The sequence below is a fragment of the Streptomyces sp. NBC_00846 genome (assembly GCF_045207325.1).
Classification (GTDB): domain Bacteria; phylum Actinomycetota; class Actinomycetes; order Streptomycetales; family Streptomycetaceae; genus Streptomyces.
This window is the reverse complement of record NZ_CP108846.1, coordinates 7,967,747-7,980,210: the sequence shown is the minus strand read 5'-3', so window position 1 is coordinate 7,980,210 and position 12,464 is coordinate 7,967,747. Positions and strand designations below refer to the sequence as shown.

Below are 12,464 nucleotides of genomic sequence, written 5' to 3'. Positions count from 1 at the left end.
TCGCGCGGCCGTAGGACGGCCTACTGCCAGTCTGTCGGAGCGGCGGCGAGGGCCAGCCAGATCCGGCCTTCCGGGGCGAGTACTGCGATTGGTGACGGTGGTCGGATGCCGACCACCGTCACAGGGCCCGCGGCTACGACACGTTGCTGACGGCGGCGGCCTGGCCGTCGACCAGCTCGCCGACCAGGGCGGCGACGTCGTCGACCTCCAGGCTGGCGGCGGCCGCGAGGTCGGCCAGTGTGAGGGCCTGGCCGTCGACCAACGGCCGGAGCACCGGCTCTGCGGCCGGGGCGAACTCGTACTCGCTGCCGGCGGCGGCCAGCAGCCGGTCGTGGTGAGCACGGCGCGGGCGGTGGTCATCCGGACCCATAGGCCCGGGTCGGCCGGGACGCCGCCCACGTACGGCAGGCTCGGCGTCAGCCGCCCTACCGACCGGCCGTCCATCGCGGTGGCGTACCGGGCCAGCAGCTCCGGGTCGTCCAGCTCGGCCAGGAGCAGCTTGCGCAGCCCGCGCACGTGGCGGCCTGTGCTTCGGGGGTGTCGAGCAGGGGCAGGTCGGTGCGGAATTCCTCTCGGGAGATGAGCTGTTCGGCGAGCCAGTCGAGCAGGTTGACGGGGGTGTGGGGTTCGAAGCCGAACGTGGCGTGCAGGCTGGGGCCGCCCTGGTCGGCGCTGACCGAGTGCCACCAGCCGCGCGGCACGTACAGCAGGTCTCCCGGGTGCAGCACCAGGTCGGCCAGCGGTTCCGCCGGTGGTTCGGGCGGCAGCTCGGTGTCCCGGTACAGCGGAGCCGGGCGGGTCTGCCCGAACAGCCGCCAGCGCTTGGCGCCGTCCAGTTGCACGACCAGGACCGCGTGATCGTCCCAGTGGACGCCGAACCCTTCGGTGGGCGTCCAGGAGGCGTACACGTTCGCCCTCACGTCGGTCCGGAACGTGCGCTCCAGGTCCTCGGCGAGCCGGGCCAGGGGCCGGTGCAGCTGGCCACACGGTGTGGCGGCGGGTAGAAACCGGTGTGGCGTGGAGCCTGCCGCTTGAGGACCGGGTGCTGCTGGAAGCCGCCTGCTGGCGGACCAACCTCACGCTGCGGCAGCTGGCGCCCCCTTTTCGGGGTGCGAAGTCGGCCGCGGACCGCTTCATCGACCACCTCGGGCCCTCGCTGGCACTCCAGCCGTGCAAACGGTTTCGCAAGGACGCCGTGCTGATGGTGGACGGCCCCCTGATCCCGCGCTGTTGTTCCGCACTCATGATCGCGGCTCGCCCCCGGGATTTGCCGTCCGGCTGCGGACTCAGACGTGCTGGGCCACCGGGTCGGCTGCCGCCGGGTGGGCTGCCGTGGTGTGGTCCGTCGAGGTCTGCCGGGCGGTGTGGCGGCGGTGGGTGAGGAGGAAGACGGACAGGCCGAGCAGCGTCATCCCGGCGCCAACCACGGCCAGCACCGGATACGCCGACGCCTGGTCCAGGACGATGCCCCCGACCGCGGAGCCGAGCGCGACGCCGGAGTTGAACGACGCGGCGGCGAGCGCGGACACCAGGACGGATGCCGTGCCGGCCAGGTGCAGGGCGTAGGACTGCAGCGGCGGCACCATGCCGAAGCCCGCGCCGCCGAGCAGCACCAGCAGGACGAGGACAGCGGGCAGGACGGAACCCAGGGCCCACAGGGCCAGCAGCGAGACGGTCAGAGCGCCGAGGATGACGACCACGGTGCGGGTCACCGACCGGTCCGCGTAGCGGCCACCGAGAGCGTTGCCGCCGATCAGCCCCGCACCGAACAACAGGAGCAGCCAGGTGACGGAGTCGGCGGAGACGCCGGTGACGGTCGTCAGGTAGGGGGCGATGTAGGTGTAGACGACGAAGAGCCCGCCGTAGCTGAGCGCGATGGCGAGGAAGGCCGCCCACAGGGCGCCGCTGCGCAGAACACCGAAGCCGCGATCCTCCGCCTGGCCTTCGCTGCCCGCGGTGCTGCCGGGCAGGAGCATCCACATGGCGACGGCGCCGACGAGCGCCAGGACGAACACGACCCAGAAAGCAGCCTCCCATCCTGCCGCGCGTCCCATGATGTTGCCGATGGGGACGCCGATCACGTTGGACACGGTGAAGCCGGTGAACACCACGGCGATGGCCGTGGCCCGACGGGAGGGTGCGACCAGGCTGCTGGCGATGGTGATCGCGATCCCGAGGAAACTGCCGAGCATCGCCCCGGCGAGCGCCCGCGAGGCCGACACGACCAGCAGGGAGCCGGTGGCCGCGGTGAGGGCGTTGGCGGCCATGAACACCAGGGCGAGGCCGATCACCAGGGGCTTGCGGGGCAGACGCATCGTGGCGGCCGCGACGAGCGGTCCGCCGATCATCGCGCCGAGCGCGAAGCTGGTGGTGACCCAGCCGGCCCGGGACACGGACACTCCCAGGTCGTCACTGATAAGCGGCAGCAGACCGTTGGGGACCAGTTCGGCTGTCCCCAGGGCGAAGGCGGTCAGAGCGAGAGCAATGATGGGCAAAGGCATGCCCTCGATCCTGGGAGAAGTCCTGGTCAGCTACCAGATCCCTTCTTTTGCACGCCCCGGGAAGGGTGGCACTCATAGGGATATGGTCGCGCCCGCCCGCATCGCTTTAAAGTTGATTCATGAACGATCCGGGTGATCTGGCCGTCTTCCTCCGGGCCAAGCGCGCCGCGCTGCCGCCGGAGGCCACTCCCCTGAACGGGTTCGGAGTCCGCCGCCGGGTCCCGGGCCTGCGACGGGAAGAGGTCGCCCAGCTGGCGGGCGTCAGCGTCACTTACTACACCCGACTGGAACAGGGCCACAGCCGCCACGCCTCCGACGAGGTTCTGCTCGCGCTGGCCCGGGCCCTGCAACTCTCGGTCACGGAGACGGAACACCTGCTCGACCTGGCGCGGACCAAACGCACCCCTGCCACGGCAGACCACGGCCCGGAGACGGTCAGCCCGAACGCCCGGACACTGCTCTCCCTGGTCGCCACCCGGCCGGCCATCATCCTGGGACGCCGCAACGACGTACTGGCCTGGAACGACCTGGGACACGCCCTGATCGCCCCGCACCTGCCCGCCGACGCTCCCGACCACCCCAGCACCCAGCCGTCCCTGCCCCGCCTGCTCTTCCTCGACCCCCAGGCCCGCGCCCTCTACCGGGACTGGGGCAAGGAGGCCGCCGACTATGTCGCGTACCTGCGGCTGATCAGCGGGAAGTACCCGGACGACGAAGTCCTGACCCGCATGATCGGCGAGCTGTGCGTGAGGGACGACGCCTTCGCCGCCCTGTGGGCGTCCGGACGCGTCGGCGAATGCGTCGCCGGAACCAAGCACATGATCCACCCGGGCGCGGGCCACGTGACCGTCGACTTCCAGCTCTGGGCCCAGTCCGACCGGCCCGACCAGCGCCTGGAGATCTACGAACTCCGCAACGATCCCGACGACTCGCGCGTCCGCGCGCTCCTCACCGCGCCCACCCTGCTGGCAGGCACCCGATGAGCCTGCCACCGCCAGCGCCGGGCTCACCACCGTTCTACGCAGGGTCCACCCACATCTCGAAATCAAGTCCGCCGATCTCGACGTGCAGGCCGATGTCGCCCCGAGCCTCACGGACCGGGACGACACGGCTGACCAGCGAATGAGCTTCCAGAAGTTCCACGATCAGGTCACGGACACCCTCACAGCTCGGCCCCTGCGTCGGCGTGATCTCGAGGTCTTCGGCATCCATCCCGGCCCTCCAACTCGTCGTCGCTTTCCCTTCCAACGACAGTCGGTCGCGCGAGTCGCACGAAACCCGGCACCGCTCCTCAGACCAGCTCGTTAGCTGGGGAAACTCCCACCGGGACTTTGAACACAGCACTCATGCGGCGAAGCCGCCGTCCACGGCGACCGACGCGCCGGTGATGTACCGGCCACCGTCACCTGCGAGGTGCGCCACGGTCGCGGCTACCTTCCACGGCTGTCCGTAGCGGCCGAGAGCCGTGAAGCCCCTCTGTATGTCGGCCGCAGCTCCCTCGGAGGGGTTCGTGTCGGTCTCGATGGGTCCGGGGTGGACGATGTTGGCCGTGATGCCCCTCGGGCCCAAATCGCGGGCGAGCGACGTGGTCAGGCCGATCAGGGCGGTCTTGCTCATCGAGTACAGGGAACCGCCGCCGAGCGCGGCCCGCTCGGCCGTGCAACTGCCGATGTTGACGATCCGCCCGCCCTCGACCATGTGCCGGACCGCGGCAGCGGGATGCGAGGCGGTTGCCCTCAGCAGAGCAGCGTGAACGAGGCTTCCCCGTGGGATCGGCCGTTGACCTGGAGCTGCACCAGATGGACACCCGGGTGGTAGCGCCGTGTACTGATCGGCTTGAAGGAGTGTCTGCGTGTCGCGCGCCACGTCTCGCCGGGAGCCAGGGACCGCGTGGTGAGTTTGAAGGCCTTGGGAGTGCGGCTGCCGTTGGCTTTCACGTGGTGGACGACGTAGTCGATGACGAGGTGAGCGGTCTGATCGTGGGCGTTGGTCACCGAGTAGTCGAACAGCAGATAGTCGCCGACCCGGATCTCTGAGGCGTGGACGTGCGGGCCCTCGACAGCGACGGGACTGTCCGGGGAGTGGCCGAGCAGCGTAAGGGCTCCGGCGTGGCCGGACTTGATCAGGGTCCGCAGGCCGTGCCGTACCAACCGGGTCGTCGTCGGTGCCGGCTCGCTCAGCCAGCGCGCCGCGACATCGGTGGCGATGTCGGGGTGGTCACGGCTGATGTCGTTGAGGTGGTTGGCCACTGATCTGCGGACGTATTCGGAGTCATCCCGGTACAGCGCGTCGAGCAGGGGCAGTGCGGGTGTCGGATCCGCGATCAGCTCCGGAAGCTGGGGCGCCCAGGGCAATCTTGGTCGCGTGCCCTCACTGGCCAGTCGGCGGACGTGGAGGTCGGGATGCGCGGTCCACGGCGTCATGACCCGGAGCGCGCGTTCCAGGTCGGCACGGAGGAAGGGCCGGACGGCGATCTCCGCGGTCAGGCGCGGGGTGAGTTCTGCAAGCAGGGCGAGCGCCGGTTCGAAGGCGTCCCGGCCCCGTACGGCGACGGCCTCGGTGACAGGGAAGATCATCCATCCGGTGAAATCGCTGTCCCGCAGTGCGGCGCGCAACACGTTCGCGAAGGCCGGGTAGTCCGCCGGAAGATCAGCCAGGACGGCATTTCTGATCAGGGCGACGCGCTCGGTGAAGCTCAGCCCGTCCAGGATGGTGCCGCACCCCCGGGTCTCGTGCGCCGTGATCCCGTCACCGGCTCGCGTGAGGCATCGGGCGAGGTCGGCGACGGTGTCCGCGCTGAGTAGTTCGTCTGCCGAGGGCACGGCGTCATTCTCCTTGATCTCGGGGGCTATGCGGTGTGCAGCACCTGAGCGTGCCGCATCTCGTGCACGGTGCCGATTCGGCTGAAGAAGCCCTGCGCCCGGGGGTCGGTCGGCATTTCCTTGGCCGCGCGCTCGGCGACGGCGGCGGACGACCAGATGATGAAGTCCAGGACGGTGCCGTCGTCGAACCGGGCGAGGTGGGCGCCCTGAAAGCCGTCGCCGTAGTGCTCCTTGAGTAGTTCGACGAGCTGCTCCCGGTGGGCGGTGAGGGCGGCGGGGTCGTCGGTGTCGAACCTGACGTACTCGATGGTCGTACTCATGGCATCACCCTTCGTCGATCACGTGACTCACGGAGTTGGTGGATCAAATCCGTGAGCTGAAGTTATCACGGGTTCACTGACCTGAATCCAGTAGATTGAGGGGCATGACCATCCGGGACCTGCAGGAAATGCCGTGGATCGGCGAGGACCCGGTCCTCGACCTGGCCAACACCGTCGTCGTCGGCGCAGGCCCGGCGCGCGGCGACGTCGACTTCCTCGCCGATCGGGAACTCACCAGGCGATGGCGCGCCCGCGCCGCCGACCGCAGACTGGCTGCCCTGCCCTTGGAGGAGCTGAAGCGGCTGCGTGGGTTGGTCCGCGACGCGCTGGACGCGACAGCCGGACAGCGGCCGCTCACCGACAGCCTGCGGACCCGTTTGAACGAACTCGCCTCGTCCGCCCCCGTCGTCTTCCGGATGACCGGCGACGGCCTGCTCACACAGCAGGAACAGGGTGGCGGCGCCGACGCCGTCGTCGCCCGCGAGACGCTTGTCCTGGCCGCGGGTCCGGACCGTCAGCGGGTGCGGCGCTGCCACGCCCCCAGTTGTGGCATGTTCTTCCTGGCCAGGCGACGTGACCAGGCATGGTGTTCCCTCGGCTGCGGCAACCGGGCGAGGTCCACCCGGCGCCAGCCACGAGAAACGGGAACCCGCAGCTGATGAGACAAGGGAACCCCAAAGTCAGGTTATGACACCAGACTTGGACTCCCTCGCGACCGCACTCTATGCGGAGACCGACGACCTGCTGAAGGGTTCGCCGCAGCTTGCTCCGTGGCGGCCGGCGTTGGGTATCGCCCCGAAGCTCACCGACGCCGGACTGGTCACGCTCGCGATGATGCAGGCCATGCTCGGCTTCACCTCCGAGGCCCGGTGGCTCCGCCATGCCCGCTCCCACCTGCGGCATCTCTTCCCGTACCTGCCGAAGCAGCCCGGCTACAACAAGCGCCTGCGCAAGGCTGCCGAGCTACTCCGCCGGGTCACCCGGCTCCTGGCCACCGAGACCACCGTGTGGAGCGACGACGTGTGGATCGTGGACTCCACGCCGGTGGAGTGTGGCCGTTCACGCGAGACTGTCAAACGCTCCGACCTGGCCGGATGGGCCGAGTACGGGTACTGCGCCAGCCGCAGCCGCTTCTTCTGGGGCCTTCGGCTGCACCTGGTGTGCACCCTCCAGGGCCTGTCCGTCATCTTCGTCCTGACCTGAGCCAAGGCCGACGAGCGCGAGACCCTGCTGGACCTGCTCGCCGCCGAACCGGCCCTCCTCGCCAGAGCGGTGGTCCAGATACCCCTCGACCAGAAGCCAGCCGCCGTCCACTCCATGAATCTCCTCGGGTGACCACAGCTGGTCCGGGACGGTCACCCTCCCAGATGTGAGCCAGGTCTGGTCGTCCGTGGGCTCCGCGGGGGCCCATGACGGAAGGGACCTGGGTGCCAACGGAGGCCTGTCGGGGAAGGTCGGGTCGATATCGGGCATCAACCGTTCCGCGTCCCCGAACGGGGCCGGTGCGCGGCCAGCGTCTGGGAGACACCCGAGCATTTCATGGTAGGCGATCCAGCCGTACTTCTTGCCGTAACGCTCCACGTTCTGTGGGTGCTGTAGGGATGGTCGGCGCTCCTGGCAATGGTCTGGTCGACGCTGCCGAATTCCTTGTCACGCCAGCACATTGGCACCGTCCCCGACGGCCTCGCCGCCCTGAAAGAGAAGATCGCCTTCACCCGGATGCTCGCCGCCCGCCTCGGCACCGTCAACGAGCCCTACGGAGACACCGGCCGATACGGCTTCACGTCACTGCAATACCCGGGGAGCTGTCACCATGATCGACCGATCCAACCGCCCTTGAGCAGCGCGAATACACCTACACGTCAGTGACATACAACGCCGAACATCCCAGTGACATCACGGCCGAACCTCACACGCGTGCGAGGTGATCTTCACCCAGGCAAGCAGAACGGCCAGTAAAACGGACGCAGGACGACATGTGGGCGGTCAATCTGGCAGCGGCACGGCAGTTCCATGCCCGGGAAGGGCATCTACGCGTACCCCGCAAGCACACCGAACACCTGGAAGGAGCAGCGGAGGGTATTGCGGGGCCGGGAAGCCGCCAGGCAGGTGCTGGAGAGCCCGTGGGGGTCAAGCTCGGCGCCTGGCTCGACAACGTACGCAAACGCGCCGACAGGCTCACCGGGCAGCGCCGTGCGGACCTCGATGCACTCGGTATGCGCTGGTAGGAGTGGGCGTGCAGGAACCGTCCTTTGACCGGACGGGGCTGTTCTTCGCTGTTTTGCCGGACGCCCTGATGCCGCTCGGGCCAGTCTGGGCGCCCGGGTAACAGATGGAGGGGTGCAGGTGTCTGTTGGTGGCGGGGTTGTCCGTGTCGGCGGATGGCATGACTCGCAGCTGACGCCCGCCGGCGTCCGTGCGGCGGTTTCCATCGCCCAGGCGCTGCTGGCCCAGATTCCGGACGGTGCCGAGGTGGAGCTGTTCTCCTCGGATCTGCAGCGCACCCTGCGGACGGCCGAGGAGGTGGCCGAACTGTTCGGCGTGAAACCGGTCCTGGATCGCAGGCTTCGGGAGAAGTCCTACGGCGAAGCGGAGGGAAGGCCGCAGGAGTGGCTCGACCAGCGCTTCATCCCACCGCCGGCTGTCAGGGAACGGATGGACCACGACGAGGGCGTGAAGGGTGCAGAGACCAAGGCGTCGTGGGCGCAGCGCATCTACGCAGCCATGGACGAGATCCTGCGGAACCCTTGCGAGCACCAGATCATCGTGACGCACGGCGGCTCCCTGACCTGCATCGTGGCGTCCTGGATTCAAGATGCCGATCGAGTCAGCCGGCTATGCCAGCTTCCGGGCGCCCTCCGGCAGCATCACCACACTGCGCGAAGACGACTTCTTCCACAACCGCCAAGTCGTCAGCCTCGGCGACACCGTCATCTCAACTCCGCCAAAGCCGGATGACCTCAATTACTCGATCGTCTGGAGCAGGGTGCGCAGGGCGTGGTCGAGGGTTTCGCGTTCGTCGGGGGTGAGGGCGGAGAGGAGGCGGGATTCGTTGGCGGCGTGGTCGGTGACCGCGGCGTCGACGACTCTGTGTCCGCGGGCGGTGAGTGCGACATGGAAGCTGCGGCGGTCGGTGGGATCGAGGCGGCGTTCCACCAGGCCCTCCGCCTCCAGGCGGTCCAGGCGGTTGGTCATGCCGGCACGGGAGAGCATCAGGGTCTTCGCGAGGGCGGACGGGATCAGGGTGTAAGGGGGCCCGGAGCGGCGCAGTGCGGCCAGTACGTCGAACTCGCCGCGGCGCAGGCCGTGTCGGGTGAAGACTTCTTCGAGTGCGGGGGTGAGGAGGAGTGAGAGCTGACCCAGTCGTCCGAAGACTCCCATCGCCGACAGGTCCAGGTCCGGCCGTTCCTTGTGCCACTGGTCGAGGATCTGGTCGACCGCGTCCCTGGGCTTCCGGCGTTCCTCGACAGTCACGCCCTGTTTGGTCACGTCTCCCTTGGTCACGCCTCCATCTTATTCGACGACCGATAGTTAGCTGTCGTACTATTCGATGCAGAATTACTTCTATCGATCTCGGTCCCGGCTCGCGGCCGGGGTCGGATGCGGCTCCGATGAATGGAGGGGCATATGTCCTTGATCACTCCCGATGCCCAAGGCGGAATTCTGGTCCGGGATGCCGAGGCCGAGATGCTGGGCAGCGCTGACAGCGCCATACGGCTCTTCGTCGACGCCAGCACCACCGGCGGGGCCCTGAGTGCCCAACGGGTGACCCTCACCGCGGGTACCGACGGAGCCTCGCCTCACCACCACACCGGATCCGCCGAGCTCTTCTTCGTACTCGGCGGCCGGCTCCAGGCGCTGACCGGGGACAGTGTGATCACCGCGGACGAGGGAGACTTCCTCCTCGTGCCACCAGGCCTGCCGCACGCTTTCGCCGCCGAACCCGATGCGGGCGCCGACGTGCTGATCGTCATCACACCCGGCGTCGAGCGCTTCGACTACTTCCGGCTGCTGGACCGTGTCCGCAAGGGCACGGCCGATCCACAGGAACTCCTGGACTCGCAAGAGCGCTTCGACAACTTCTTCGTGGAAAGTGCCGCGTGGCGGCGGGCCCGTCAGCGTTACTGATCGCCCCCGCCACCCCGACCCCGACAGCTACGAGGCCGACTTCGCCGACGCCCTCGACCAGCTCATGCACCACGCCCGCACCGGACACGCCACCCCCACCGCACAGCATCTGATCACCCGCACGCCGGCCAAGCCGTTGTCCGGCACGTAATGCACCCAGCTGCGGTCGGTCCCCGTTTCCGGTCGGCCGTGCGTGCACCGGCCTACGATCCGCCGAACGCCATGGAATCGATCGTCCAGACCCAATCTTCAGTGAGGAATCGTCACACATGAGCGACAACCGCACCATCACCAACTCTGCCGGGCTGCACGACCCCACCCCGTTCGGTTACAGCCATGCCGCTTCCGCACCCGGCGATCTGGTGTTCATCGGTGGGCAGTACGCCTCCGACGACACCGGCCAGGTCGTGCCCGGTGACTTTGCCGCTCAGGTCGAGCGGTCCTTCGGCAACCTGTGCACCGCGCTCGTCGGCGTCGGTCTTGGCTTCGAACATGTCGTACGGCTCGGCACGTACATCGTCGACCATGACCTGGAGAAGCTGGAGATCCTCGGCAAGGCGCTGCACGGCGCCTGGGCCGACCGGCTGCCCGCCCAGACACTCAGCGGGGTCACCTCGCTCGCGCTGCCCGGGATGCTCTTCGAGATCGACGCGGTCGCGGTCCGTCCGGCCGAGGGATCCGAAAGCTAGTGCCCTGAGTCGGGAATTCGGATCAGATATCCGGCGAGGCGCTCAGAACGCCGTGCAGGGCTGCTCTATGCGGCGAAGCCGACGTTGGTGACGTACTCGTACTGCCCCCACTGCGACCCCAGGTCGACGATGACGTCCTCCCAGGCGTCGTCCAGGCCCTGGTGGTCGCCGGACGCCCACGCCTCGACGATGCGGTCCCAGCGGCGGACGTTCATCGCGCGGTACTCCACCATCCGCTGAAGCGGCCGCGGCACCTGCAACTGGTTCAACGGATGGATCTCCACCCGCGTCCCGCCAGCAGCGTTCAGGCAGTGGACCGACGACCAGCGCCGCGCCTACACGGCCGGAACGCTGGAAGCCGGGCGGGTCGCCGAGCTGGAAAAGCTCGGGATGGTGTGGTCGGAGCAGGACGCGGCCTGGGCGGACGGGGTGGCAGTCGCCAAGCAGTACGCCGCCGCCCACGGCCACTTCCTCCCTCCGACCACCGCGACGTGGGAGGGGCATCCGATCGGGGTGTGGGCGAAGAACGCGAGGGCGGCGGCGCGTAGGGCGCGGGAGAACGAGGAGCTGCGCGCGGCCGGCCTCCCCGTACCTTCGGCGGCCGGGGCGATGACCGAAGCGCGGCGGGATGAGCTGGGCGCGGTCGATCCGGGGTGGTGCCCTGCCTGGGACACCGGGTGGCAGCGCTGCTACCGCCTCGTCCAGAACCACATCCAGGCCGACGGAACGCTCCCGGAGGCTGCGGGCGACGTCGTCGTCCAGAGCGAGAGGTACTCGCCGGCCGCCTGAAACCGTCCAGGAGAGCGCCCTGGTCACGGCTATGACTTCGTGCGGCCTGCTGAGGCTTGCTGAGTGTCCGCGCCGGAGCTGGCATCTTGCCGCTGGGTCTCCTGGGGGCCGTGCCAGTCCAGGCACATCACGGTGGCATCGTCTTCGAGCCGGCCGCCAGCGGCGTCCAAGACCGCGGACGTCAGCGTCAGTGCGGTCTCCCGCGGATGCAGGTCCCGGGTGCGCTCCACCAGGGCGAGCAGGTCGACATTCTCCCCATGACGTTCGAGCATGCCGTCGGTCAACATGAGCAGACGGTCGCCGGGGCGCAGATCAATGTCCTGAACGCGGTAGGGGTGGGGGGCGGGCAGGGACAGGCCGAAGGGATGGTCTACCTCGCAGGTGATCACCTCCAGAGCCCCCTCGCGCATGCGCAGCGGCCAGGGGTGGCCGGCGTTGACGAGCTGAGCCTGGCCGGTGTGGAGGTTGATGCGCAGTAGCTGCCCGGTGGCGTGGGCGTGGTCGGCCAGGCCTGGTCGGCCCGGTGGGCTTGCTCGGCCAGGTCGGCTCCTGCGCGGCGGGCGCTGCGCAGGGCGCTCACCAAGACCGTGGCGGCCAGGGCGGCGTCGATGTTGTGGCCCATGGAGTCGGTCACCGACAGGTGCAGGGTGTCGCGGTCCAGGGCGTAGTCGAAGGTGTCGCCGCTGAGGTCTTCGGAGGGCTCCAGGCTCCCACACAGTGTGAACTGTGCTGCCTCGCACGACAGTGACATGGGCAGCAGCTGGTACTGGATTTCTGCAGCCAAGGTGGAAGGCCTGGGGCGTTTGCCCCAGGCGTAGAGATCGGTGAACCGCCCGTTGGCGATCACGATGTAGGCCAGGATGTGGGCGGCTTCCCTGATCGCATTGAGGAAGTCCTCGCCAGGGTCGGCCGGCAGGAGCAATTCCAGCAGCCCGATGGCATCCCCGCGGTTGGTGACCGGCGCGATCACCCGCTGTTCCTGACCGGTCGCCTTCTGATACAGCCGCTGGGTACGGATCACCTGCTCGTAGACGCTGCCGAGCAGGGGGAACCGCTCCGCTTCCCGCCCAGGGTGCCGGCGACGGGCAGCCGCGCCACCGCCTTCCCCGTCAGGTCCACGATGAGGAAAGAGACCTTCGTAGCTTTGAAACGCCGCCGCAGGTCCTCCGCGACCACATCGACGGCCTCCACCGGCCCGCCATCTCCGCAGCTGCC

At 68.7% G+C, this 12,464-nt stretch carries 16 protein-coding genes and 5 pseudogenes; 11 read left to right on the top strand and 10 right to left on the bottom strand.

The annotated features are described in order from the left end of the window. Window positions 1–133: 133 nt before the first annotated feature. Together OG936_RS36815 and OG936_RS36810 are read right to left on the bottom strand one after the other, a co-directional pair. Window positions 134–370 (bottom strand): winged helix domain-containing protein, encoded by a 237-nt coding sequence (locus tag OG936_RS36815; protein WP_406500093.1) that lies wholly within the window; start codon window positions 368–370, stop codon window positions 134–136. A gap of 55 nt (window positions 371–425) precedes the next feature. Then, complete coding sequence (locus tag OG936_RS36810; RefSeq protein ID WP_406500092.1) at window positions 426–920, bottom strand: JmjC domain-containing protein; 495 nt, start codon at window positions 918–920, stop codon at window positions 426–428. An 80-nt stretch (window positions 921–1,000) separates the two neighbouring features. Between OG936_RS36810 and OG936_RS36805 the strand changes: the two are divergent. Continuing rightward, window positions 1,001–1,225: pseudogene (locus OG936_RS36805) on the top strand (IS5/IS1182 family transposase); the annotation flags it as partial. 61 nt (window positions 1,226–1,286) lie between these two features. Here OG936_RS36805 and OG936_RS36800 read toward each other — a convergent pair. Then, on the bottom strand, window positions 1,287–2,501 hold the full coding sequence (locus OG936_RS36800) for an MFS transporter (RefSeq protein ID WP_406500091.1): 1,215 nt from the start codon (window positions 2,499–2,501) through the stop codon (window positions 1,287–1,289). Between the two features lie 119 nt (window positions 2,502–2,620). On the opposite strand from OG936_RS36800, the gene OG936_RS36795 reads away from it, so the two are divergent. Continuing rightward, entirely contained in the window at window positions 2,621–3,484 is an 864-nt protein-coding gene (locus tag OG936_RS36795; protein ID WP_406500090.1) for a helix-turn-helix domain-containing protein, read from the top strand. A 34-nt stretch (window positions 3,485–3,518) separates the two neighbouring features. Here OG936_RS36795 and OG936_RS36790 read toward each other — a convergent pair whose 3' ends face one another. From OG936_RS36790 to OG936_RS36775, 4 genes and pseudogenes are all read right to left on the bottom strand, one after another. Continuing rightward, window positions 3,519–3,713 carry a hypothetical protein gene (locus tag OG936_RS36790; RefSeq protein ID WP_406500089.1) on the bottom strand — a complete coding sequence of 65 codons (195 nt, stop codon included), beginning with the start codon at window positions 3,711–3,713 and terminating at the stop codon, window positions 3,519–3,521. Between the two features lie 132 nt (window positions 3,714–3,845). Further along, a pseudogene (locus OG936_RS36785) lies at window positions 3,846–4,214 on the bottom strand (SDR family oxidoreductase); the annotation flags it as partial. A 23-nt stretch (window positions 4,215–4,237) separates the two neighbouring features. Continuing rightward, window positions 4,238–5,323 carry a DNA alkylation repair protein gene (locus tag OG936_RS36780; protein WP_406500088.1) on the bottom strand — a complete coding sequence of 362 codons (1,086 nt, stop codon included), beginning with the start codon at window positions 5,321–5,323 and terminating at the stop codon, window positions 4,238–4,240. 26 nt (window positions 5,324–5,349) lie between these two features. Next, on the bottom strand, window positions 5,350–5,643 hold the full coding sequence (locus OG936_RS36775) for a hypothetical protein (RefSeq protein ID WP_406500087.1): 294 nt from the start codon (window positions 5,641–5,643) through the stop codon (window positions 5,350–5,352). A 104-nt stretch (window positions 5,644–5,747) separates the two neighbouring features. On the opposite strand from OG936_RS36775, the gene OG936_RS36770 reads away from it, so the two are divergent. The 5 genes and pseudogenes from OG936_RS36770 (at window position 5,748) to OG936_RS36750 (ending at window position 8,601) form a co-directional block, all read left to right on the top strand. After that, window positions 5,748–6,302: an ABATE domain-containing protein gene (locus tag OG936_RS36770; protein WP_406500086.1), complete on the top strand. Its 555-nt coding sequence runs from the start codon at window positions 5,748–5,750 to the stop codon at window positions 6,300–6,302. Window positions 6,303–6,330: 28 nt separating this feature from the next. Next, window positions 6,331–6,909 (top strand): annotated as a pseudogene (locus OG936_RS36765) (transposase); the annotation flags it as partial. 354 nt (window positions 6,910–7,263) lie between these two features. Beyond that, complete coding sequence (locus OG936_RS36760; protein ID WP_406500085.1) at window positions 7,264–7,512, top strand: hypothetical protein; 249 nt, start codon at window positions 7,264–7,266, stop codon at window positions 7,510–7,512. Window positions 7,513–7,619: 107 nt separating this feature from the next. Next, complete coding sequence (locus OG936_RS36755; RefSeq protein ID WP_406500084.1) at window positions 7,620–7,871, top strand: helicase associated domain-containing protein; 252 nt, start codon at window positions 7,620–7,622, stop codon at window positions 7,869–7,871. Between the two features lie 112 nt (window positions 7,872–7,983). Beyond that, on the top strand, window positions 7,984–8,601 hold the full coding sequence (locus OG936_RS36750) for a histidine phosphatase family protein (RefSeq protein WP_406500083.1): 618 nt from the start codon (window positions 7,984–7,986) through the stop codon (window positions 8,599–8,601). 6 nt (window positions 8,602–8,607) lie between these two features. Here OG936_RS36750 and OG936_RS36745 read toward each other — a convergent pair whose 3' ends face one another. Next, entirely contained in the window at window positions 8,608–9,147 is a 540-nt protein-coding gene (locus tag OG936_RS36745; RefSeq protein ID WP_406500082.1) for a MarR family winged helix-turn-helix transcriptional regulator, read from the bottom strand. 123 nt (window positions 9,148–9,270) lie between these two features. Between OG936_RS36745 and OG936_RS36740 the strand changes: the two genes are divergently transcribed. From OG936_RS36740 to OG936_RS36730, 3 genes are all read left to right on the top strand, one after another. Further along, window positions 9,271–9,771 (top strand): cupin domain-containing protein, encoded by a 501-nt coding sequence (locus OG936_RS36740; RefSeq protein ID WP_406500081.1) that lies wholly within the window; start codon window positions 9,271–9,273, stop codon window positions 9,769–9,771. Then, complete coding sequence (locus OG936_RS36735) at window positions 9,737–9,922, top strand: hypothetical protein (protein WP_406500080.1); 186 nt, start codon at window positions 9,737–9,739, stop codon at window positions 9,920–9,922. The genes OG936_RS36740 and OG936_RS36735 overlap by 35 nt, the downstream gene beginning before the upstream one ends. Before the next feature lie 118 nt (window positions 9,923–10,040). Next, window positions 10,041–10,460, top strand: coding sequence for a RidA family protein (locus OG936_RS36730; RefSeq protein WP_406500079.1), 420 nt, complete (start codon window positions 10,041–10,043; stop codon window positions 10,458–10,460). 65 nt (window positions 10,461–10,525) lie between these two features. Here the strand turns inward: OG936_RS36730 and OG936_RS36725 are convergent. Beyond that, a pseudogene (locus OG936_RS36725) lies at window positions 10,526–10,768 on the bottom strand (transcriptional regulator); the annotation flags it as partial. An 82-nt stretch (window positions 10,769–10,850) separates the two neighbouring features. Here OG936_RS36725 and OG936_RS36720 point away from each other — a divergent pair. Beyond that, a complete protein-coding gene (locus tag OG936_RS36720; RefSeq protein WP_406500078.1) occupies window positions 10,851–11,249 on the top strand; it encodes a helicase associated domain-containing protein in 399 nt (132 codons plus the stop codon). A 29-nt stretch (window positions 11,250–11,278) separates the two neighbouring features. Here the strand turns inward: OG936_RS36720 and OG936_RS36715 are convergent. Continuing rightward, window positions 11,279–12,451, bottom strand: a pseudogene (locus tag OG936_RS36715) (PP2C family protein-serine/threonine phosphatase). Window positions 12,452–12,464: the final 13 nt, after the last annotated feature.

What these genes read in the sequence shown, in the direction of transcription:
- OG936_RS36815 (WP_406500093.1), bottom strand. Translation starts at nt 370, where the DNA reads ATGGGTCCGGATGACCACCGCCCGCGCCGTGCTCACCACGACCGGCTG.
- OG936_RS36800 (WP_406500091.1), bottom strand. Translation starts at nt 2,501, where the DNA reads ATGCCTTTGCCCATCATTGCTCTCGCTCTGACCGCCTTCGCCCTGGGG.
- OG936_RS36795 (WP_406500090.1), top strand. Translation starts at nt 2,621, where the DNA reads ATGAACGATCCGGGTGATCTGGCCGTCTTCCTCCGGGCCAAGCGCGCC.
- OG936_RS36790 (WP_406500089.1), bottom strand. Translation starts at nt 3,713, where the DNA reads ATGGATGCCGAAGACCTCGAGATCACGCCGACGCAGGGGCCGAGCTGT.
- OG936_RS36775 (WP_406500087.1), bottom strand. Translation starts at nt 5,643, where the DNA reads ATGAGTACGACCATCGAGTACGTCAGGTTCGACACCGACGACCCCGCC.
- OG936_RS36770 (WP_406500086.1), top strand. Translation starts at nt 5,748, where the DNA reads ATGACCATCCGGGACCTGCAGGAAATGCCGTGGATCGGCGAGGACCCG.
- OG936_RS36760 (WP_406500085.1), top strand. Translation starts at nt 7,264, where the DNA reads ATGGTCTGGTCGACGCTGCCGAATTCCTTGTCACGCCAGCACATTGGC.
- OG936_RS36755 (WP_406500084.1), top strand. Translation starts at nt 7,620, where the DNA reads ATGTGGGCGGTCAATCTGGCAGCGGCACGGCAGTTCCATGCCCGGGAA.
- OG936_RS36740 (WP_406500081.1), top strand. Translation starts at nt 9,271, where the DNA reads ATGTCCTTGATCACTCCCGATGCCCAAGGCGGAATTCTGGTCCGGGAT.
- OG936_RS36730 (WP_406500079.1), top strand. Translation starts at nt 10,041, where the DNA reads ATGAGCGACAACCGCACCATCACCAACTCTGCCGGGCTGCACGACCCC.
- OG936_RS36720 (WP_406500078.1), top strand. Translation starts at nt 10,851, where the DNA reads ATGGTGTGGTCGGAGCAGGACGCGGCCTGGGCGGACGGGGTGGCAGTC.